A 21,628-nucleotide genomic window follows, 5' to 3' on the forward strand; every position below is an offset into this window, starting at 1 on the left:
CCCGTGTTCTCGCGGGTGCACGGGGTGAGTTCCGGGCGCGAGGTGGACGCCTGCCGAGGCGTGGGCAGGGACCCGAAAGGGGACGCCCGCACGTATCCTGAAGGCCCTCCGGGAGACGCGGAACGCGCTGTCCCCGGGGCACTGCGGAGCCCCCGACCACGAAAGCGGCAGCCATGCGCGTCTACGTCCCCCTGACCCTTTCCGGTCTCGCCGAGGCGTACAAGACGGGTGAGCTGGGGGACGGACCGTTCGTCGCCTATGCCGTCACGCCTGGATTGCGGGAGTGGTACCTCTCCGACGACATCGAGGAGCTGGAGTACGCGGCACTGAACCGGGCCGCTCTGGCTTCGCTGCGACTGCTGGCAGCCGACGCCGGGGCGGTACGGCGCCGGGTCGTGGTCGCCGTCGACGTACCCGACGGGGCCGCGGTCGCCGACCCTGACCGGGGGCTCGATCCGGCGGCGCTGGGGGAGGTGCGGATCGGCGGGGCCGTATCGCTGGCCAAGGCCGCGTCGGTGCATGTCGACGCCGGGGACGCGGAGGCGGATGTGGCTGCCGCTGCGGAGGCGCTCAAGGCGGCGGACGGCGGGGACGACGACGCGCAGTTCGTCGTGGACGGGGCCGAGGATCACGAGCTGCTGTGGTTCGCGACGCAGGAGATTCCGAATCTGGTGGGGCTGGGGGACTGAGCCCGTCGGCCCACTCTCCGCTGGTTGGGCGGATCTTCCCTTTGGCCTGCTGGTTCTCTTGATTGTCAGTGGTGGCAGGTACGGTTTCTGGCATGGGGATGCAGACGGACGCACATATTGTCTGGGACTGGAACGGGACGCTGTTCCACGACAATGACGCGATCATCGGGGCGACGAACGCGGCTTTCACCGAGCTGGGGCTCGACCCGATCACGATGGAGGAGTACCGGGCGCTGTACTGCGTGCCGGTGCCGAAGTTCTACGAGCGGCTGATGGGGCGGCTGCCGACCGAGGTCGAGTGGCAGGTCATGGACGAGACGTTCCATCGGTACTACGCCGAGCACCGGGTGACGTGCGGGCTCACCGAGGGTGTCGCCGAGCTGCTGGAGAGCTGGCGGTCGGCGGGGCGCAGCCAGTCGCTTCTCAGCATGTACGTCCATGACGAACTCGTCCCGTTGGTGCGGGGGTTCGGGATCGAACCGCACTTCATACGGGTCGACGGGCGGACAGGGCCCTCCGGCGGCAGCAAGGCCGAGCACATGGAGCGGCATGTCGCGGCGCTCGCCGGTGTGGACCCTGGTCGGACGGTGGTGATCGGGGACGCCGCGGATGACGCGGTGGCGGCGCGTCATGTGGGGGCGCGGGCCGTGCTGTATACCGGGGGGTCGCACGGCCGGGCGAGTCTTGAGGAGACGGGGGCGCCGGTGGTGGACACGTTGGGGGAGGCGGTTGCGTTGGCGGCGCGGTTGGCTGCGTGACGCCTGCGGGGGCCTGTGGGGGGCCTTTGGGGGGCCTGCGGGTGGGGTGGCTCAGGTTGCCGGGGAGGTTGCCGGGGCCTTTGCGCGGAGGACTGTGAGGAACTCTCGCATCCAGCTGGGGTGGTCCGGCCAGGTGCGGGAGGAGACGAGGGTGCCGTCGACCACCGCCTCGGCGTCCTGGAAGGTCGCGCCGGCAGCCTGCATGTCCGGCTCCAGGGCGGGGTACGCGGTGACGCGGCGGCCGCGGAGGCTGTCTGCCGCGGCGGTGAGCAGGGGGCCGTGGCAGATCTGGGCGACGGGTTTGTCGGCGTCGAAGAAGGACTTGAGGATCTTGCGGAGTTCGGGGTCGTTGCGGAGGTACTCCGGGGCTCGGCCGCCGGGGATGACGAGGGCGGCGTACTGGCCGGGGTCGACCTCGGCGAAGGCGAGGTCTGCGGGCCAGGTGTAGCCGGGCTTTTCGGTGTAGGTGTCGAAGCTGGGTTCGAAGTCGTGGACGACGAACTGGAGCTTTTTGCGGGTGGGGGCGGCGATGTGGACGTCGTAGCCCTCTTCGCGGAGGCGTTGGTAGGGGTACAGGACTTCCAGGGACTCGGCTGCGTCGCCGGTGACGATGAGGATCTTGGCCGACATGGGCTGTGCTCCTCTCGGGGGGTGGGTTTCGGCTTTGTCTGGTGCTAGGGGGCAACGTGCGTTGCGGCGGTGGGTGGGGAGGGGGTGGGTGCCGGTGTTTGTACGGTGCGGGGCGCGGGCGTCGGTGCTCGGTCGGGGGGATCGCGCAGCCCGGCGCTGGCGGGGTGCGCCTGCGCCCACCCTCCCCCACTCCCGGCTTCGCTCGACCGGGGGATCCTTCATCGCGCCTGGCGGCACGACTGCCCGCAGGCTGACGGCGTCAAGCCGCCGACTGCTGGGTGGGCGTCGCCCTGGCGGCACGACTGCCCGCGGTTGGCGGGGCCGGCCCGCCGCCTGCTCGGGGTGGGCGCTGCCCGGTGGTACGGGTGCCGGATACCTGGCGGGCCGGCCTCCCGCCCGCTGCGGTTGGGTGCCGCCTGGGGCACGACTCGCCCGCAGCTGGGCGGGCTCAAGCCTTGGGTGCCCGCGTGCACTCCCTCCCCAGCGTAGGCGTTTTACTGCGGCTCCGCCGCGTTCCCCGCACCCCGCCGCGGCTCCGCCGCGTTCCCCGCACCCCGCCGCGGCTCCGCCGCGTTCCTCCGCCTCACTCCGGCCCTCGCCGCATTCCCCGCTCCTCACTCCGGCCCCTTCCCGGCACGGCGCAGTTGGGGGCGAAGCGGGCGGCGGCCGGGAGGGGGCGCCGGGGCGGCGGGCGGAGAACGGTGCGGGGGCTGAGAGGATGCGGGGGCGGAGAACGGTGCGGGAGTGCGGCGGGGCTGGACGGGGTGGCCCGCCCTGTGCAAAACGTCAAACTTCGCCCCCCGGTTTTGTACACATACGGCTCATGACGGGGGCCCCGTCCGGAGCGATAGCCTTGTGGCGTGATCAGCGCGATAGGTCGCGGGGGCTTTGGGGTCTCCGTTTTGCGCCCGGGGTTTGCGGTTGACAGCCGTGGCCGGGCGGTGGTCGCTGGTCTTCGTGGGTGGGAGGGGGCCGGTGAGGGCCCCAGGGTGGCCAGTGCACCTGGGGTGCCTGCGGCACGGAGAGCAGCGTCACACCCCGCGGGCGTGTCGAGAATGGCCGATAACCCCCCGCTCATCTCACCTTGCGGCATAGCGTCGGAGCAGACCGGACACCCCGTGTCGAGGCGTTACGTCGGAGGGGAAGAGACCGTACTTCCTTCTACGTCACGCAAAGACGCGCGACAGGAGCCAGAGGACAATGCAGACCAAGCTGGACGAAGCCAAGGCCGAGCTGCTCGACAGGGCCGCCCGGGTAGCTGAGAACAGCCCGGTCGGGGGGTATCTACCGACTGGGACGACGGACGAGGGCACCTCCGGCACCCCGGACCACGACACCGTACTCGCGTTCCTCCAGCGCTACTACCTGCACACCGCACCGGAGGACCTCGGCGACCGCGACCCGGTCGACGTCTTCGGCGCCGCCTTCTCCCACTACCGGCTGGCCGAGAACCGCCCGCAGGGCACGGCCAACGTGCGGGTTCACACGCCCACGGTGGAAGAGAACGGGTGGACCTGCAGCCACTCGGTCGTCGAGGTCGTCACCGATGACATGCCGTTTCTCGTCGACTCCGTCACCAATGAGCTGACCCGGCAGGGACGTGGCATCCACGTCGTCATCCACCCGCAGGTGATCGTCCGCCGCGATGTCACCGGCAAGCTCATCGCGGTGCTCACCGACCCGCCGGCCGGCGAGCTTCCGCATGACGCGCACACCGAGTCCTGGATCCACGTAGAGACCGACCGTGAGAGCGACCGCTCCGACCTGAAGCAGATCACCGCCGATCTGCTGCGCGTCCTGTCCGATGCCCGGGAGGCCGTCGAGGACTGGGAGAAGATGCGGGACGCGGCGCTGCGGATGGCCGAGGAACTGCCCGAGGAGCCCACGTCCGACCTGCGTGAGCAGGAGGTCGAGGAGGCCCGGGAGCTGCTGCGCTGGCTGGCCGCCGACCACTTCACCTTCCTGGGCTACCGGGAGTACGAGCTGCGGGACGACGATTCCCTCGCGGCGGTGCCCGGTACCGGGCTCGGCATTCTGCGGTCCGATCCGCATCACGCCGCTGAGGAGAGCCACCCCGTCAGCCCGTCCTTCGAGCGGCTGCCCGCCGACGCCCGGGCCAAGGCCCGTGAGCACAAGCTCCTCGTCCTCACCAAGGCCAACAGCCGGTCGACCGTGCACCGGCCGTCGTATCTCGACTATGTGGGCGTCAAGAAGTTCGACGAGAACGGTGAAGTCGTCGGTGAGCGGCGGTTCCTCGGGCTCTTCTCGTCCGCCGCGTACACCGAGTCCGTCCGCCGGGTTCCCGTGATCAGGCGCAAGGTGGACGAGGTGCTGAAGGGCGCCGGGTTCTCGCCCAACAGCCACGACGGGCGCGATCTGCTGCAGATCCTGGAGACGTACCCGCGCGACGAGCTGTTCCAGACGCCGGTCGACGAACTGCGGTCCATCGTCACCTCCGTTCTCTATCTGCAGGAGCGACGGCGGCTGCGGCTCTATCTCCGCCAGGACGAATACGGGCGCTACTACTCCGCCCTCGTCTACCTCCCGCGCGACCGGTACACCACGGGCGTACGGCTGCGGATCATCGACATCCTCAAGGAGGAACTCGGCGGCATCAGCGTCGACTTCACCGCCTGGAACACCGAGTCGATCCTCTCCCGGCTGCACTTCGTCGTCCGGGTCCCGCAGGGCACCGAGCTGCCGCAGCTGAGCGACGCCGACAAGGAGCGCATCGAGGCGCGGCTGGTGGAGGCGGCCCGTTCCTGGGCGGACGGGTTCGGGGAGGCGCTCAACGCCGAGTGCGGCGAGGAGCGGGCGGCCGAGTTGCTGCGCAAGTACGGCAGCGCCTTCCCCGAGGGGTACAAGGCCGACCACACCCCGCGCGCCGCGGTCGCCGACCTCGTCCACCTGGAACAGCTCACCGAAGAGAAGAACTTCGCGCTCAGCCTGTACGAACCGGTGGGCGCCGCGCCCGAGGAGCGCCGCTTCAAGATCTACCGCAACGGCGCACCCGTCTCCCTGTCCGCGGTCCTTCCGGTCCTCAACCGGCTCGGTGTCGAGGTCGTCGACGAGCGGCCGTACGAACTGCGCTGCGCGGACCGCACGAACGCCTGGATCTACGACTTCGGCCTGCGCATGCCCAAGCTGGTGGGCGCCGCCGGTGACTATCTGGGCGACGACGGGCGCGAGCGGTTCCAGGAGGCCTTCGCCGCCACCTGGACCGGCAAGGCGGAGAACGACGGCTTCAACTCCCTGGTGCTCAGCGCCGGTCTCGGCTGGCGGCAGGCGATGGTGCTGCGGGCGTATGCGAAGTACCTGCGCCAGGCCGGTTCCACGTTCAGCCAGGACTACATGGAGGACACCCTCCGCAGCAACGTCCACACCACCCGCCTCCTCGTCTCGCTCTTCGAGGCGCGGATGTCGCCGGACCGGCAGCGGGCGGGCCGGGAGATCGTCGACGCCCTCCTCGAAGAGGTCGAGGCCGCTCTCGACCAGGTCGCGTCGCTGGACGAGGACCGGATCCTGCGGTCCTTCCTCACCGTCATCAAGGCCACCCTGCGCACGAACTTCTTCCAGGAGGCCGAGGGCGGCCGGCCGCACGACTACGTCTCGATGAAGTTCGACCCGCAGGCGATCCCCGATCTGCCGGCGCCGCGTCCGGCGTACGAGATCTGGGTGTACTCGCCGCGGGTGGAGGGCGTGCACCTCAGGTTCGGCAAGGTCGCGCGCGGTGGGCTGCGCTGGTCCGACCGCAGGGAGGACTTCCGGACCGAGATCCTCGGCCTGGTGAAGGCGCAGATGGTGAAGAACACCGTCATCGTGCCGGTCGGCGCCAAGGGCGGGTTCGTCGCCAAGCAGCTGCCGGATCCGTCGGTGGACCGGGACGCGTGGCTGGCCGAGGGCATCGGCAGCTACAAGACCTTCATCTCGGCGCTGCTCGACATCACCGACAACATGGTGGCCGGGGAGGTCGTCCCGCCCGCCGACGTCGTACGGCACGACGAGGACGACACCTACCTGGTGGTCGCGGCCGACAAGGGCACGGCGACGTTCTCGGACATCGCCAACGAGGTGGCCGGCAGCTACAACTTCTGGCTCGGCGACGCCTTCGCCTCCGGCGGCTCCGCGGGGTACGACCACAAGGGCATGGGTATCACCGCGCGCGGCGCCTGGGAGTCCGTGAAGCGGCACTTCCGGGAGCTGGGCGTGGACACCCAGTCCGAGGACTTCACGGTCGTCGGCATCGGCGACATGTCCGGTGACGTGTTCGGCAACGGCATGCTGCTCAGCGAGCACATCCGGCTGGTCGCCGCCTTCGACCACCGGCACATCTTCATCGACCCGACCCCGGACGCGGCCACCTCGTACGCCGAGCGACGCCGGGTCTTCGAGCTGCCGCGCTCCAGCTGGGCCGACTACGACACCGAGCTGCTGTCGGCGGGCGGCGGCGTGTTCCCCCGCACCGCCAAGTCGATCCCGGTCAACGGCCACATCCGGGAGGCCCTCGGTATCGAGGGCAAGGTCACCAAGATGACCCCGGCCGACCTGATGAAGGCGATCCTCCAGTCGCCGGTCGACCTGCTGTGGAACGGCGGCATCGGTACGTACGTCAAGGCGGCCGTCGAGTCCCACGCGGACGTCGGCGACAAGGCCAACGACCCGATCCGCGTCGACGGCGCCGACCTGCGCGTCAAGGTCGTCGGCGAGGGCGGCAACCTGGGCCTGACCCAGCTCGGCCGGATCGAGTTCGCCCGGAACGGCGGCAAGATCAACACGGACGCGATCGACAACAGCGCGGGCGTGGACACCTCCGACCACGAGGTGAACATCAAGATCCTGCTCAACAGCCTGGTCACCGACGGCGACATGACCGTCAAGCAGCGCAACAAGCTGCTCGCCGAGATGACCGACGAGGTCGGCCGGCTGGTCCTGCGGAACAACTACGCGCAGAACACCGCGATCGCCAACGCGCTGGCCCAGTCCAAGGACATGCTCCACGCCCAGCAGCGCTTCATGCGCCACCTGGTCCGCGAGGGCCACCTCGACCGGGCCCTGGAGTTCCTGCCGACCGACCGCCAGATCCGCGAACGCCTCAACGCCGGGCAGGGCCTGACCGGTCCGGAGACGGCGGTCCTGCTGGCGTACACGAAGATCACGGTCGCCGAGGAGCTGCTGCACACCTCGCTGCCCGACGACCCGTATCTGCGCGGCCTGCTCTACGCGTACTTCCCGACCGCGCTGCGCGAGAAGTTCCCCGAGCACATCGACAGCCATCCGCTGCACCGCGAGATCGTGACGACCGTCCTGGTCAACGACACGGTCAACACGGGCGGTACGAGCTTCCTGCACCGGCTGCGCGAGGAGACCGGAGCCTCGCTGGAGGAGGTCGTGCGGGCGCAGACCGCGGCCCGGACGATCTTCCACGCGTCCGCGGTGTGGGACGCGGTGGAGGCGCTCGACAACAAGGTCGAGGCGGCCGTCCAGACCCGTGTCCGGCTGCACTCGCGCCGGCTGGCCGAGCGCGGTACGCGCTGGCTGCTCAACAACCGGCCGCAGCCGCTTCAGCTCGCCGAGACCGTCGAGTTCTTCGGCGAGCGGGTCGAGCAGGTCTGGTCGCAGCTGCCCAAGCTGCTGCGCGGCGCGGACCTTGAGTGGTACCAGCAGATCTATGACGAGCTGACCGGCGCGGGCGTCCCGGACGAACTCGCCACGCGCGTGGCCGGGTTCTCCTCCGCCTTCCCGGCGCTGGACATCGTCTCGGTGGCCGACCGCATGGGCAAGGAGCCGCTGGACGTCGCCGAGGTCTACTACGACCTCGCCGACCGGCTCGGCATCACCCAGCTCATGGACCGCATCATCGAGCTGCCCCGCGCCGACCGCTGGCAGTCCATGGCCCGCGCCGCCATCCGCGAGGACCTCTACGCCGCCCACTCGGCCGTGACGGCGGACGTCCTCGCGGTCGGCAACGGCAGCGCGACGCCCGAGCAGCGCTTCAAGCTCTGGGAACAGAAGAACGCGGCGATCCTGGGCCGCGCCCGCGCCACGCTGGAGGAGATCCAGGGCTCGGACTCGTTCGACCTGGCCAACCTGTCGGTGGCGATGCGGACGATGCGGACACTGCTGCGGACACATTCGTAGGCGGCGGTACGGACGCATTCGCAGGCGGTGCTACGACGACCAGGGCGCCCCGAGCCGTAACAGCTCGGGGCGCCCTGGTCGTCGTAGCAGAAGGACTCAGGAAGGCTGCGTGACCTTCGTCGCCGTCGCCTTCGGCCTCGGCTTGGGCTTCGGCTTGGTGGTCTTGTCGCCGGTGAACGCCTCGTACTCGGCGAGGACGTCCTCGGTCGGTCCGTCCATGCGCAGTTCGCCGCGCTCCAGCCACAGCACGCGGTCGCAGGTGTCGCGGATGGACTTGTTGTTGTGGCTGACCAGGAACACCGTGCCCGCGCTCTTGCGCAGGTCGCGGATGCGGGCCTCGGAGCGCTTGCGGAAGTTGGCGTCGCCGGTGGCGAGGGCCTCGTCGATGAGGAGGACGTCGTGGTCCTTGGCGGCAGCGATGGAGAAGCGGAGCCGGGCTGCCATGCCGGAGGAGTACGTCCGCATGGGGAGGGTGATGAAGTCGCCCTTGTCGTTGATGCCGGAGAAGTCGACGATCTCCTCGTAGCGTTCCTTGATCTGCTCGCGGGACATGCCCATGGCGAGACCGCCGAGGTAGACGTTGCGTTCGCCGGTGAGGTCGTTCATCAGGGCGGCGTTGACGCCGAGGAGGGAGGGCTGGCCGTCGGTGTAGATGTGGCCGTTCTCCACGGGGAGCAGGCCCGCGACCGCCTTGAGCAGGGTCGACTTGCCGGAGCCGTTGGTGCCGATGAGGCCGATCGCCTCGCCGCGGTGCGCGACGAAGGACACGTTCCGCACGGCGTGAACCTTGCGCACGCCAGCCGCCTTCTCGGCGTTCTTGCGGCGCAGGATGCGGTTGAGGGCGGCGGTGGCGGAGCCGCGGCCGGCGCCGGTGCCGTTGACGCGGTAGACGATGTCGACACCGTCGGCGATGACGGTGGGGATTTTCTCAGAGGTGTGATCAGCCACGGCCGTACGTCTCCTCAGCCTTCCAGAAGTAGATGAAGCCGCCCACTCCGGCGAGCAGGGCCCAGCCCGTCGCGATGGCCCACACATGCGCGGGCAGCTGGCTCGCGTGGAAGCTGTCGATGAGCGCGAAGCGCATCAGGTCGATGTAGACGGCGGCCGGGTTGGCCTGGAGCACCGGACCGACCCAGGACGGCCAGTCGTTGTGCTTGCTGAGCAGGTGCTCGATGCTCCACATCACACCCGAGGCGTACATCCAGGTGCGCAGCACGAAGGGCATCAGCTGTGAGATGTCCGGCGTCTTCGCTCCCACCCGGGCCATGATCATCGCCATGCCCGCGTTGAACGTGAACTGCAGCAGCAGGGCCGGGACCGCCAGTAGCCAGGAGAAGGCGACCGGGACACCGAAGGCGAGCAGGATGACGACCAGGGCCGCCATCGAGAAGAGCAGCTGCTGGAGCTGCTGGAGGCACATGGAGATCGGCAGCGCGGCACGCGGGAAGTGCAGTGCCCGTACGAGGCCCTGGTTGCCGGAGATCGCGCGGGTGCCGGACAGGATCGAGCTCTGGGTGAAGGTCCACACGAACACGCCCGTGACCAGGAACGGGATGTAGTCCGGCACGCCCTTCTTGGTGCCCAGCAGCACGCCGAAGATGAGGAAGTAGACCGCCGCGTTCAGCAGCGGGGTCATGACCTGCCAGACCTGGCCCAGCTTCGCCTGGCTGTACTGGGAGGTGAGCCGGGCGGTGGAGAACGCCGCGATGAAGTGGCGCCTGGCCCACAGCCGGCGGACGTACTCGGGCAGGGACGGGCGGGCGCCGCTGACCGTGAGGCCGTGGCGGGCGGCGAGGGCCGCGAGGTCGTCGGCGGCCGGGGTGGGCGCCGTGAGGGGCGGTGTGTCGAGGACCTGGCTCACATCCGCTGCTTTCGTTCGGGGGGAGGGGTGCGCACCCGCGGTCCTTGATCCCCTGCCGTTTCCTTACCAGTTCCTTCACGTTCTCTTACGTCGGGACGGGACCGTATCGTCGCAACGCGAGAGTATTCCGATTTAACGTCGGAACGCAACCGTTTCGTCGTAACGTCCTATGCTGGTGCCCATGACGACCAACGCCGACGAGCCAGGAGCCCGGACGGCCGACCGCCGGCGCCGCAGGCGTCCGGCCGGTGCGGCCGTGCTCCGGACGGATGTGACGGAGGCGATCCGGGGGGCCGTCTTCGAGGAACTCGCGGCCGTCGGCTACGCGCGGATGTCCATCGAGGGCATCGCGCGCCGTGCGGGCGTCGGCAAGACGGCGGTCTACCGCCGCTGGCGCTCCAAGCTGCACCTTGTGCTCGACCTGGTCTCCGCCATCGCCGTCCAGGGCCTTCCGGCACCGGACACCGGCTCCCTGGAGGGCGACCTGCGCCTCCTGTACGAGGTGACGTCGAGGGCGTTGCGGCATCCCGTCGCCTCGCAGATCATCCCCGACCTCCAGGCCGAGGCCGCCCGCAATCCCGAGATCGCCGAGGCGATGCAGAAGGCGGTGCGGGAGGGGCAGGACGGGGTGGCGAGCGGGATCGTGGCGGCGGCGCAGCAACGGGGTGAGGTGCGGGAGGGCGTGGACACGGACCTGGCACTGGACCTCATCTCCGGCCCCCTGTACTGGCGCTCGGTGGTGATCCGCAGCCCCAAGCTGCCGAAGGGGTATCTGGAGGCGCTGACTCGGACTACGGCGGCGGGACTGAAGGCGCTCTGAGCGCACTGTGAGCTGTTGCAGCGAACTGTCCGGGCTGCGGCCCAGGGTGGGAGGCGCGCTTCCCTGGGCGGTCCGAAGGTTTCTGGGTGATGGGCCCAGTGAGCAGGCGGTGTCAGGTACGTCGCATGCCGAAGGGGTGGAGTCGGGGGCGACTTCGGTCCAGGTGAAGCTGCAAGGACGGAGGGACCGGGGCGTCGTACGAACGGTCCCTTGCCGGCGGCTCGGTCGCTTAACTCGACTGCTACTCCCGGCCGACGCCTGTCGCCAGCAGCACCCTCACCAGTACCGCCGCGACCAGTAGCACCACTGCCAGGGGGCGCAGGCCACGGTCCGTCTGTGTCTCTGTGCTCACCTGCCTATGGGGTCACGAGAACGATGATGGCGCCGATCACGGGATTCTCACAGTCAACTCAAAGTAAGTGAAGGGTCGTTGACTATGGTGTTCGAGACGCTTTACGTTTTGGTCGATTCTTGGCGTGATCATGGTGAAGCGGGGGGCATGGTGAAGCGGGCTGGGTAAGACGGGTCACGCGTGCGGCGTTGGCCGCGGCGGTCCTGGGGGCCGTACTGCTGCAAGGGGGTCCTGCGGCTGCCGCGGACCCGTCTCTGCTCGGGGACGCGCCGGTATCGGCCGCCCGGTCGACGGAGGCCGCCGAGGGTGGGAAACCCATGTCCGACGCGGAGGCCTCGGCCGCCGACGGCAGCGGTGCCACCACCGAGGAAGCCCAGGCCGCACTCGCGGACGCGGCGAGCACAGGCGAGCAGGTTGAGGTCGAAGGGTTGCGCACCGAGTACTCGACGACGTACGCCAACCCTGACGGGCTCACCTTCACCTTGCAGGACTCGGCGGCTCCGGTGCGGGTCAAGGACTCCGCCGGGAAGTGGACCACGCCGGACGCGACCCTGGAAGTCCGCGCGGACGGGATCGTCGGGCCCAAGGCCGCGGCGGTCGACCTGTCGTTCTCGGGTGGAGGGGAAGGCGCGGACCTGCTGAACATCGCACGGGAAGGGCGGTCGCTTTCCCTGGGCTGGCCCGGGAAGCTGCCCGAGCCCCGACTCGACGGCTCCTCCGCACTGTACGGCGAAGTCCTGCCCGGCGTGGACCTGAAGCTGACCGCGACCGTCGAGGGCTTCCGTGAGGTCCTGATCGTCAAGACGGCCGAGGCAGCAGCGAGTGAGGAGCTGCAGAAGATCACCTTCGCGCTCGACACCGAGGGCGTCACGGCCCAGGAGACCGAGACGGGCGGCATGGTCGCGGTCGACGGCAACGGCGCCCCGGTCTTCCGCTCGCCCGCGGCGCGGATGTGGGACTCGGCCGGGGACACGTCCGGGGTGACGGCCATGTCCAACGAGGACACCGACGTCACGGACGATACTGCCACCGAGGACCCCGCCTCCGGGCCCTCGTACGGCGACGCTCACGCCACGGTGCCTCTCCACGTCGATGAGGACTCGGTCGCCGTCGTGCCCGACGCCGACCTGTTGGACACCGCCACCTTCCCGCTCTACATCGACCCGGACGTGACCTGGAGCGAGTCCGAGCGCACGCTGCTGCGCAGTGACGGCTACAACGACTATGCCTGGACGAACGGGGACGACGACGAGGGCGAGGGGATGGGGTACTGCGGTACCTACGTCACCGGCGGCTACTCGTACTACTGCGGCTCGGGTTACAGGCAGCGCCTGTACTTCGAGTTCTCGCCCAGCGTGCTGAAGGGCAAGAAGGTCCTGGACGCCACGTTCCGGGTGACGGAGACGTGGTCGATGTCCTGCAGCGCTTCCTGGGTGAACCTTGTGCGTACGAACGGGATCTCGTCGTCCACCGAATGGCCCGGACCCACCGCCCTCGACCTGATGGGCGACCGGCATGTGTCGGCCGGGCGGGGCAGCGCCTGCGATCCCTCGCAGCCGAACGCGCCGATCGAGTTCAACGACAACCCGGATGAGTCGAACGAGAACCTCACTTCCACGGTGTCCGACTTCGCGGCGGGCAAGTTCTCCAGGCTGACGCTGATGCTGCGGGCGGCCGACGAGTCCGATCCCAACTCGTGGAAGCGGTTCAAGAACGACGCCGTACTGGAGGTGAGGTTCGTCGGCGTGCCCGCGACGCCGACCGGTATCGGCATCGTCACCGGCGACGGCACGGTCTGCGAGACAGACGCCGGCGACCCGGCGATCGTCTCCGACTCGACGCCTTCGCTCGCGGCGACCGCGCAGACGAAGGCGGGCGGCGAATCCGATGCGAGCCTCAGGGTCTACTTCGATGTCGACAAGCGCAGCAGTGGCGGCACCTGGTCGGACGCCACCGCGGGGAACGGTGATCTGCGGCCCGCCGTGGGCGACGGCTACATCGGTGACAACAAGAAGGTCACGCTCCAGTGGTCGACGCTCAGCGAGGACGCGTTGTACCGGTACCGGGCGTGGACGCGGTCCTACTACAACAGCGGCGACAGCTGGCTGTCGAGCGCCTCGAACGCCTCCACCAGCGGCTGGTGCTACTTCCAGGTTGACTCGACCCGGCCGCTGAAGCCGACGATCACGATCGCGTCACCGTATTCGGCGTGCACCGCCAACGCGTGTGCGGCGGCCGGTGGGCCGGGGGTCGCGGCGACGTTCACGTTCACCGCGGCGGCGGGCGACACGAACGTGGCCTACCAGTACAAGCTGTCCACAGACGAGGCATGGTCGTCCGAGATCAGTGGCAACCAGGTGACCAGGTCGGTGACCCCTGACACGGAGGGCACGTACCGGCTGTACGTGCGAGCCAAGGACAGCCTGGGCCGTTGGGGTGCGCAGAACCTCATCGACTTCAGGGTCTCCGACGGCGTCGCGCCTCAGGCCGAGTGGCACTTCGACGAGGCGTCCGGGTCCGCGCTGGATTCCGCGACCGGGGTGGACGCCGACGAGGACACCCTGCTGCTGTCGTCCGCCGGGGCCTCACGCGACGGGCGCGGGCGCCGGGGCACGGACGTATCCACCGGGGTGGAGGACACCGGGCTTGTCCTGAACGGCAGCTCGGGGTATGCGGCCACGGACGACGCGGTGCTCGACACCACCAAGTCGTACACAGTGTCGGCGTGGGTGCGCCTCGACACCCTGAGCAAGACGCAGGTTGTCCTCTCGCAAAACGGCTCGGTCTACAGCCCGTTCTACGTGCTCTACAACAGCAGCAACGGCTACTGGGGCATGATCACAGCCGGTGCGGACGCCACCAACCCCGCCTACTCCTCGCTGTACATGGCCGCGCCCGTGGCTGCGAACACGTGGACGCATGTGGCCTTCGTCTACAACGCCACCGCCAAGACCATGCGGTTGATCGTGAACGGTAAGTGGTACATCGAGACGGCCGCTGCCACCGCCTGGGTTTCTTCGGGAGACTTTCAGGTCGGGCGCGGGCTGATGGAGGCGGCATACCAATTGCCGCTGGCCGGGTCTGTGGACGAGGTACGGGCGTGGCAGCGACCGTTGTCCTTTTACGAACTCATTCGGGATGCCCGCCTGTTGAACCCTACGACGGGTGACCAGTACGCCGAGCTGACCGCGCACTGGGACGCGGCCACGGCCGACACCGGATCCACGGCACTGTCGGACACCTCCGGCTACGGGCGGACGCTCACCATCTCCGGCGGTGCCGCCACAGACGGGGAGGCGATCACGCTGGATGGCACGGACGACTCCGCCGCCTCGGACGCGGTCGTGGACGATACGGGGTCGTTCACCGTGACGGCCGTGGTCAGCCCCGACCTTGAGGAACTCGCTGGGAAGGGAACGGGATACGTGGCCCAGGTGGTCGGCAAGCGCGACAAGGACGGGACCTCCAACTGGGGCATCTTCTTCCAGGTGACCGGCAAGTCGACCGTCGCCGTGGAGACCAGCGACGGGGACATCGTGGAGAAGACCGTCGCCACCGGCTTCTGGCACTTCGGCCGGTACAACGACGACGGCACCTTCACCTCGCAGGTCAGCGAGGCGGCCACCACCGACAGCGGTGACGTCCGGGTCACCGGTGTCTACAACCCGCAGGACCGCACTGCGGCGCTGTATCTCAACGACAACATGCAGTACACGACCGTGCCCTATGCGACGGACTCCGGCAAGGAGACCCTCGCGGTCGGCAACGGCTACACCTCCGGTGCCTCGGGGCACTGGCTGCCGGGCGCGGTGAGCGAGGTACGGCTGTGGGCCGGGGCGGCTTCGGACACCGAACAGATCAGCCAACTGCTGGGCGAATAACGGGTGGTTGCCGGGCGGCGGCACTTCACACCGCCGCCCGGCACCTGGCATGACTTCCTTGATCTTCTTCACGGGATACAGCGGGGCGACGACGTGAGTAATGGCATGAGCGCATCATTTAAACGGTGGGGCGGGCGGCGGGGTGGACTGGTCGCCGTCACCGTGACACTGGTGGCCTCGCTGCTGACACCGGTGGCCTGGGCGGCCGACGCGGATCCGCTGGGGCGGCCGGCGACTCAGAAGGAGCGGGTCAGCGAGGTGTCCGAGGTCAAGGGCCTCGGCGCCAAGAAGGCCCGCGCGCGGGTGGCGGACGGCAGGGCCGAGAACCAGGAGCAGGCCAAGCGGGCGCGGGCGGAACAGGACGCCACGTGGCCGGAAGCCGGCCAGGCGTCGGTGGACCTGACCGGCCGGACCGAGGCCGCGCCCGGCGGTCTGCCCGTCACCCTCACGCCGAAGGCCGGTGCCGAGGGGACGGCCACCGTTGAGGTGCTGTCCCGCGAGGCGACGAAAGCGGCCGGGGTCACCGGGGTATTGCTCACTGTGTCCGGCGAGGGGCGGTCCGAACTCGCCCTGGACTACGGCACGTTCGCGTCGGCCTACGGAGGCGGCTGGTCGGGCCGGCTCACGCTGGTGGAGCTGCCCGCATGCGCGTTGACCACGCCGGAGAAGGCGAAGTGCCGTACGCAGAAGCCGCTTGACTCGTCCAACGACATCAAGTCGCAGGAACTGTCGGCGAGCATCGACCTCAAGTCCGCAGGTGTCTCCACCCAGCTCGTCCGCGAGGCGAGCGTGGCCGAGGCGACCGTGCTCGCGGTGACGGCCTCGTCGGGTGAGTCCGCCTCCGGCTCCGGCGACTACACGGCGACCCCGCTGACGTTTTCCTCGACCTGGTCGGCGGGCAGTTCCTCCGGCTCGTTCACCTGGTCGTACGACGTCGATGTACCACCTGCCGCCGCAGGCCCGGAGCCGGGGCTGTCGCTCTCCTACGACTCGGGCAGCGTGGACGGCAAGACGGCATCGACGAACAACCAGGCCACGCAGCTCGGTGAGGGCTTCGACCTGACGTCGTCGTACATCGAGCGATCGTACGGCAGTTGTGACGAGGACGGGCACGACGAGAAGTACGACCGCTGCTGGAAGTACGAGAACGCCTCGCTGGTGCTGAACGGCAAGTCGACGGAGCTGGTCAAGGACGACACGTCGGGCGAGTGGCGGCTGAAGGACGACGACGCCTCCACCGTCACGCACTCCACGGGCGGCGACAACGGCGACAACAACGGCGAGTACTGGACGGTCGTCACCGGTGACGGCACCAAGTACGTCTTCGGCCTGAACAAGCTGTCCGGTGCGGGGGATGAGCGCACCAACTCAGTGTGGACGGTCCCGGTTTTCGGCGACGACTCCGGCGAGCCCTGCTATGACGCGACCTTCGCCGATGCGTACTGCACGCAGGCATGGCGGTGGAATCTCGACTATGTCGAGGACACGCACAGCAACGCGATGTCGTACTGGTACACCAAGGAGTCCAACTCCTATGCCAGGAACGGGGCTTCGACCGCCTCAGCCTCCTACACGCGCGGTGGCTATCTGACGAAGATCCTGTACGGGCAGCGCTCGGACACCCTGTTCACCGCCGACGCCTCCAACAAGGTCACCTTCGACTACAGCGAGCGCTGCACGGCGGCCGACTGCTCGGAACTGACCGATACGACGTCCGACAACTGGCCGGACGTGCCCTTCGACGCGATCTGCGCGGCGGGCGCCGACTGTGAGGAGAACGCCTCACCGGCGTTCTTCACCCGCAAACGACTGATCGGGATCAACACCTATGCGTGGTCGGCGTCGAGCAGTGCGTACACGGCAGCCGATTCCTGGGCGCTGACCCAACAGTTCCTGGATGGTGGGGACATCGGCGACACCTCCGACCAGACGCTGGTCCTCAAGTCGCTCACGCACACGGGCAAGAACGGCGACGACATCTCCCTCGACCCGGTGACGTTCACGTATCAGATGCGGGAAAACCGCGTCGACGCCACCGATGACATTCTGCCGCTGACCCGCCCGCGCATCGAGACGGTCACGTCGGAGACCGGGGCAATCACCACGGTGACGATCTCGGAGCCGGAGTGTGCGCGCGGCACGAACATGCCGGGCGCGAGGGACGACAACAGCCTGTCCTGCTACCCGACGTACTGGAACATCAACGGTGCCGCCGAGGCCTCGATCGACTGGTTCCACAAGTACCGGGTCACCGCCGTGTCGACGGCGGACCCGACCGGACAGAACGAGCCGGTCTACCACTCCTACTCCTACGCGGAACCCGCCTGGCACTACAACGACGACCCGCTGACGCCGTCCGAGGAGCGCACGTGGTCAAAGTGGCGCGGCTACCGCAAGGTGACGTCGTACACCGGCAGTTCGGACCTCACTCAGTCCAAGACCGTGTCCCTCTACCTCCAGGGCATGGACGGCGACAAGACGTCCTCGGGCACCCGCTCGGTCACCGAGACGGGCATCGAGCTGAACGGCCTGACCGTCGCCGACATCACCGACTCCGACCCGTACGCCGGGTTCCTGCGCGAGCAGATCACGTACAACGGGGACACCCCGGTGTCCGTCACGGTGCACACCCCGTGGAAGTCCAAGACGGCTACGCAGCACAAGAGTTACGCGGACACCGAGGCATACTTCGTCCGCACCGCGAAGAGCGCCACGCACACCTATCTGACGGACACGTCGAGCTGGCGCACGGCCTCCACGGAGACCACATACGACGACTACGGCATGGCCGTCACGGCTCAGGACAACGGCGACACCGCCGTGGACGACGACCAGACCTGCACCCGCACCTGGTACGCGCGCAACGAGGGCGCAGGCATCAACTCCCTCGTCTCCCGCACCCGTACCGTCGGCCGAGTCTGCTCCGCCACCGAAGCGGACCTCTCGCTGCCCACGAACAGCAACACGCGCGGGGACGTCCTGTCCGACACAGCGACCGTCTACGACAACACATCGGCCACCGCCTGGTCAGCGTCCCAGACTCCGACCAAGGGCGAGGTGAGCTGGACGGGCCGCGCCTCCGCCTACCCGGCCACAGCCACCGGCGGCGAACGCCACCCCTCCACCTGGCAGACCACCGCCAAGTCGACGTACGACACCCTCGGCCGGATCCTGACGGCCACGGACGCGGCGGGCAACACCACGACCACGACCTACACCCCGACCACCGCGGGCCCGCTGACCCGCACGAGGGTCACCAATGCGGCGGGCCACTCGGCATACACCTACACAGACCCGGCCACCGGACAGCCGGTCAGGCTCTACGACGCCAACCTGAAGAAGACCGACCTCACCTACGACGCCCTGGGCCGCCTCACCGGGGTCTGGCTGCCCAACCGCTCCAAAGACGCGGGACAGAGCGCCAACACCACCTACGCCTACAGCGTCACCAACGACGCCGCGTCGTGGACCTCGACCTCCACTCTGAAGGCCGACGGCACCTCCTACGACACCACGTACACGATCTACGACGCGCTGCTGCGTCAGCTGCAGGTCCAGTCCCCCGCGGCCACGGCTGGCCGGCTGCTCACCGACACCCGCTACGACACACGGGGCCTCGCCTACGAGACCCAATCCGACATCTACGACACGACCAGCGAGCCCAACGGCACCTACACCCGGGCCGAGTACGGCGAGGCACCCAGCCAGACCGAGACCGTTTACGACGGCGCCGGGCGGCCGGAGAAGTCCACCTTCCTGATCGGCGGCGTGGCACAGTGGTCCACCACCACGACCTACACCGGCGACGAGACCGCGACGACAGCCGTTCAGGGCGGCTCCGCGACCCGGGTCTTCACGGACGCGCTGGGCCGGACCACCGAACGCCGTGAGTACGCGGGCACGTCCCCGACAGGGACGGCGTACACCTCGACCTCGTACGCCTACACCCGAGACGGGCTGCAGAAGACGGTCACCGGTCCGGACAGTGAACAGTGGTCGTACGGCTACGACTTGTTCGGCCGCCAGACCACGGCGACCGACCCCGACACCGGCACGACCACGAACACCTATACGGCGCTCGACCAGACCGATAGCACGACGGACGCACGTGGCAAGAAGCTGCTGTTCGCCTACGACAACGTCGGCCGCCCCACCGCCACGTACGAGACGTCGAAGACGGAAGCGAACAAGCTGATCGCGTACGCCTACGACACCCTGTACAAGGGGCAGTTGGACTCGACCACGCGCTATGTGGGTGGCACGGGTGGTGAGGCGTACACCGACGCGGTGGTCTCCTACGACAGCTTGTACCAGGTGACCGAGTCGACGTTCAGCCTGCCGTCAGACAGTGTCTTCGTCACCTCGGGCGCGGTCGCCTCCACCACGCTGACGTACAAGACGGACTACAACGTCGACGGCACCATAGCCTCCACATACGAGCCGGCCGTGGGCGGCCTGGACGATGAGTACGTCTCCACCACCTACACCGACGCGGCACTCCCGGAGAAGGTCTCCGGCATCTCCGACTACCTGCTCGGCGCGTCCTATTCCGCGCTCGGCCAGGTCGAGCAGCTCACGCTGGGTGCGTCCGCGGCGGCCGGGACCAAGAAGGCGTACGTCACCAACACCTGGGAGGAGGGCACCAACCGGCTCACCGAGTCGCACGTGACGACCACGGCACACTCCTACATGCTGCAGGACCTCACGTACGGCTACGACGACGCGGGCAACGTCCTGTCCATCTCCGACCCGACCACGCTGGGCGGCACGAGCGAGGCCGACAACCAGTGCTTCGCGTACGACGGGTACCGCCGCCTGACCGAGGCGTGGACGCCGAAGACGGCCGACTGCTCCACCGCTGGGCGTACCGTCAGCAACCTCGACGGAGGATCGCCGTACTGGACGTCGTACACCTACAACGGCGCGGGATTGCGGCAGACGGAGACCGAGCACACCGCCAACGGGTCGACGACGCAGACGTACTGCTACGACTCCGAGCGACTCCACGCCCTGGTGGCGACGACGACGAGTGGCAACTGCCTCACGGCGCCGGAGGAGTACGCGTACGACAGCACGGGCAACACCACGACCCGGCCCGACGGGTCGGCCACCCAGACCCTGCAGTGGAACAGCGAGGGCAAGCTCGCTTCGCTGGCCGAGACCGGCGCCGACGCCACCACCGGCTACCTCTACGACGCCGACGGCAACCTGCTGGTCCGGAGCAACACCAAGGGCGAGAGCATCCTGTACCTGGGTGCCACGGAGGTCCACTACGACGCGGCGACCGGCGACATCTGGGGCCAGCGCTACTACACGGCAGCGGGTGCGACCATCGCGGTACGCAGCAACGAGTCCGGTACGGAGACACTGTCGTTCCTCGCGGGTGATGCTCACGGCACATCCACGCTCGCCCTGACCTCGACCGAACTGGCCCTCACCAAACGTTACTTCACACCCTTCGGCGAGACCCGTGACGGCGGTACCGGAACGTGGCCGGACGACAAGGCGTTCCTCGGCAAAACGGCCGACGACGGCACCGGCCTCACCCACGTCGGCGCCCGCGAGTACGACCCGTCGATCGGTCGCTTCATCAGCGTCGACCCCGTCCTTGTACTCGATCAGCATCAGTCTCTCAACGGCTACGGCTACGCAGGGAACAACCCTGCCACGTTCACGGACCCGACGGGCCTGTGGATCGACGACGGAACCGGCCACAGCGAGCCACACCCCAAGGCCAAGAGCAAGTCGAAGAACCCGGGTGTACCACGTGGTGGAACCGGCGCGAATGGCTGCTACTACACGTGCGGCACGGCGAGCACCAGCAGCACCGGCCTCATCTTCAGCCATCGAAGCTCCATATTTGACAACGTGACCATCCCCGTGCCGGGTCCCTACGTCGACCCGACCTGGGGGGACGATCCAGAGATAAGGAACTGGGTCGCCACCCAGACCGATCCCCTGGGCAACTTCCTCTTCGGCCTCGGCCTGCCCTTCACCACCCTCATCGACTACACCAGCGCCCTGTACACCCCCGCCTGCGTCGTCGAGGGCAAGTGCCTGACCGACCGCTACCGGGCCTGGGGCGAGGAGCACGGCTTCGACCCCGACTCGAACGCGGCCGGGGTCGGGGCGGCGGCAGGGAGCTTGGGGGCGCCTCTGGGCAAGGGGAAGGGGAACGTTCACAACCGGAATGGGGCCACCGGCCCAAACCTGACACGAGGTGAAAAGGTCGCTGCTGCTGCGGGTGTCGGTGATCTGTCGCCAGCGTTGCGTAAGAACCTCACCGGCTTCATGAAGAAGAGTCCTGGGAATGCCGAGATTCCGGAGATAATTCGACTCCCTGGAGGCGGTGCGGAGTTTAGCTACAAGGTACCCGGACGGGTTCCTGGGTCGTACGCGGTGTATCGAAAGCGTGTAGATTCAGAAGGAGTCACGGAGTTGGCTTACAAGACGACGTTCCTCCCTGATGGCAGCATTGCGCATGTCAAGTTCAAGTGAG

General features: G+C 68.5%; 9 protein-coding genes. 6 read left to right on the plus strand and 3 right to left on the minus strand.

Features of this window, described 5'->3' with window-relative positions:
* Positions 1 to 173: 173 nt before the first annotated feature.
* Positions 174 to 689 carry a DUF6912 family protein gene (locus GFH49_RS39765; protein WP_230396123.1) on the plus strand — a complete coding sequence of 172 codons (516 nt, stop codon included), beginning with the start codon at positions 174 to 176 and terminating at the stop codon, positions 687 to 689.
* 92 nt (positions 690 to 781) lie between these two features.
* Positions 782 to 1,447, plus strand: a complete 666-nt coding sequence (locus GFH49_RS02480; protein ID WP_155054065.1) for an HAD family hydrolase — start codon at positions 782 to 784, stop codon at positions 1,445 to 1,447.
* Positions 1,448 to 1,498: 51 nt separating this feature from the next.
* On the opposite strand, the gene GFH49_RS02485 is transcribed toward GFH49_RS02480, so the two are convergent.
* Entirely contained in the window at positions 1,499 to 2,077 is a 579-nt protein-coding gene (locus GFH49_RS02485) for a DJ-1/PfpI family protein (RefSeq protein WP_155054066.1), read from the minus strand.
* 1,200 nt (positions 2,078 to 3,277) lie between these two features.
* Between GFH49_RS02485 and GFH49_RS02490 the strand changes: the two genes are divergently transcribed.
* Positions 3,278 to 8,215 carry an NAD-glutamate dehydrogenase gene (locus tag GFH49_RS02490; protein ID WP_155054067.1) on the plus strand — a complete coding sequence of 1,646 codons (4,938 nt, stop codon included), beginning with the start codon at positions 3,278 to 3,280 and terminating at the stop codon, positions 8,213 to 8,215.
* A 96-nt stretch (positions 8,216 to 8,311) separates the two neighbouring features.
* Here the strand turns inward: GFH49_RS02490 and GFH49_RS02495 are convergent, their stop codons facing one another.
* Together GFH49_RS02495 and GFH49_RS02500 are read right to left on the minus strand one after the other, a co-directional pair.
* Positions 8,312 to 9,163 carry an ABC transporter ATP-binding protein gene (locus GFH49_RS02495; RefSeq protein WP_155054068.1) on the minus strand — a complete coding sequence of 284 codons (852 nt, stop codon included), beginning with the start codon at positions 9,161 to 9,163 and terminating at the stop codon, positions 8,312 to 8,314.
* Positions 9,156 to 10,076 carry an ABC transporter permease gene (locus GFH49_RS02500; protein ID WP_155054069.1) on the minus strand — a complete coding sequence of 307 codons (921 nt, stop codon included), beginning with the start codon at positions 10,074 to 10,076 and terminating at the stop codon, positions 9,156 to 9,158. Before GFH49_RS02500 ends, GFH49_RS02495 begins: the two co-directional genes overlap by 8 nt.
* 181 nt (positions 10,077 to 10,257) lie before the next feature.
* Between GFH49_RS02500 and GFH49_RS02505 the strand changes: the two genes are divergently transcribed.
* The 3 genes from GFH49_RS02505 (at position 10,258) to GFH49_RS02515 (ending at position 21,627) form a co-directional block, all read left to right on the plus strand.
* Complete coding sequence (locus tag GFH49_RS02505; protein WP_155054070.1) at positions 10,258 to 10,896, plus strand: TetR/AcrR family transcriptional regulator; 639 nt, start codon at positions 10,258 to 10,260, stop codon at positions 10,894 to 10,896.
* A 669-nt stretch (positions 10,897 to 11,565) separates the two neighbouring features.
* Complete coding sequence (locus GFH49_RS02510; protein ID WP_155054071.1) at positions 11,566 to 15,129, plus strand: LamG-like jellyroll fold domain-containing protein; 3,564 nt, start codon at positions 11,566 to 11,568, stop codon at positions 15,127 to 15,129.
* Positions 15,130 to 15,234: 105 nt separating this feature from the next.
* Positions 15,235 to 21,627, plus strand: a complete 6,393-nt coding sequence (locus GFH49_RS02515; protein ID WP_230396124.1) for an RHS repeat-associated core domain-containing protein — start codon at positions 15,235 to 15,237, stop codon at positions 21,625 to 21,627.
* Position 21,628: the final 1 nt, after the last annotated feature.

Origin of the sequence: Streptomyces blattellae (genome assembly GCF_009709555.1) — a bacterium.
GTDB lineage: Bacteria > Actinomycetota > Actinomycetes > Streptomycetales > Streptomycetaceae > Streptomyces > Streptomyces blattellae.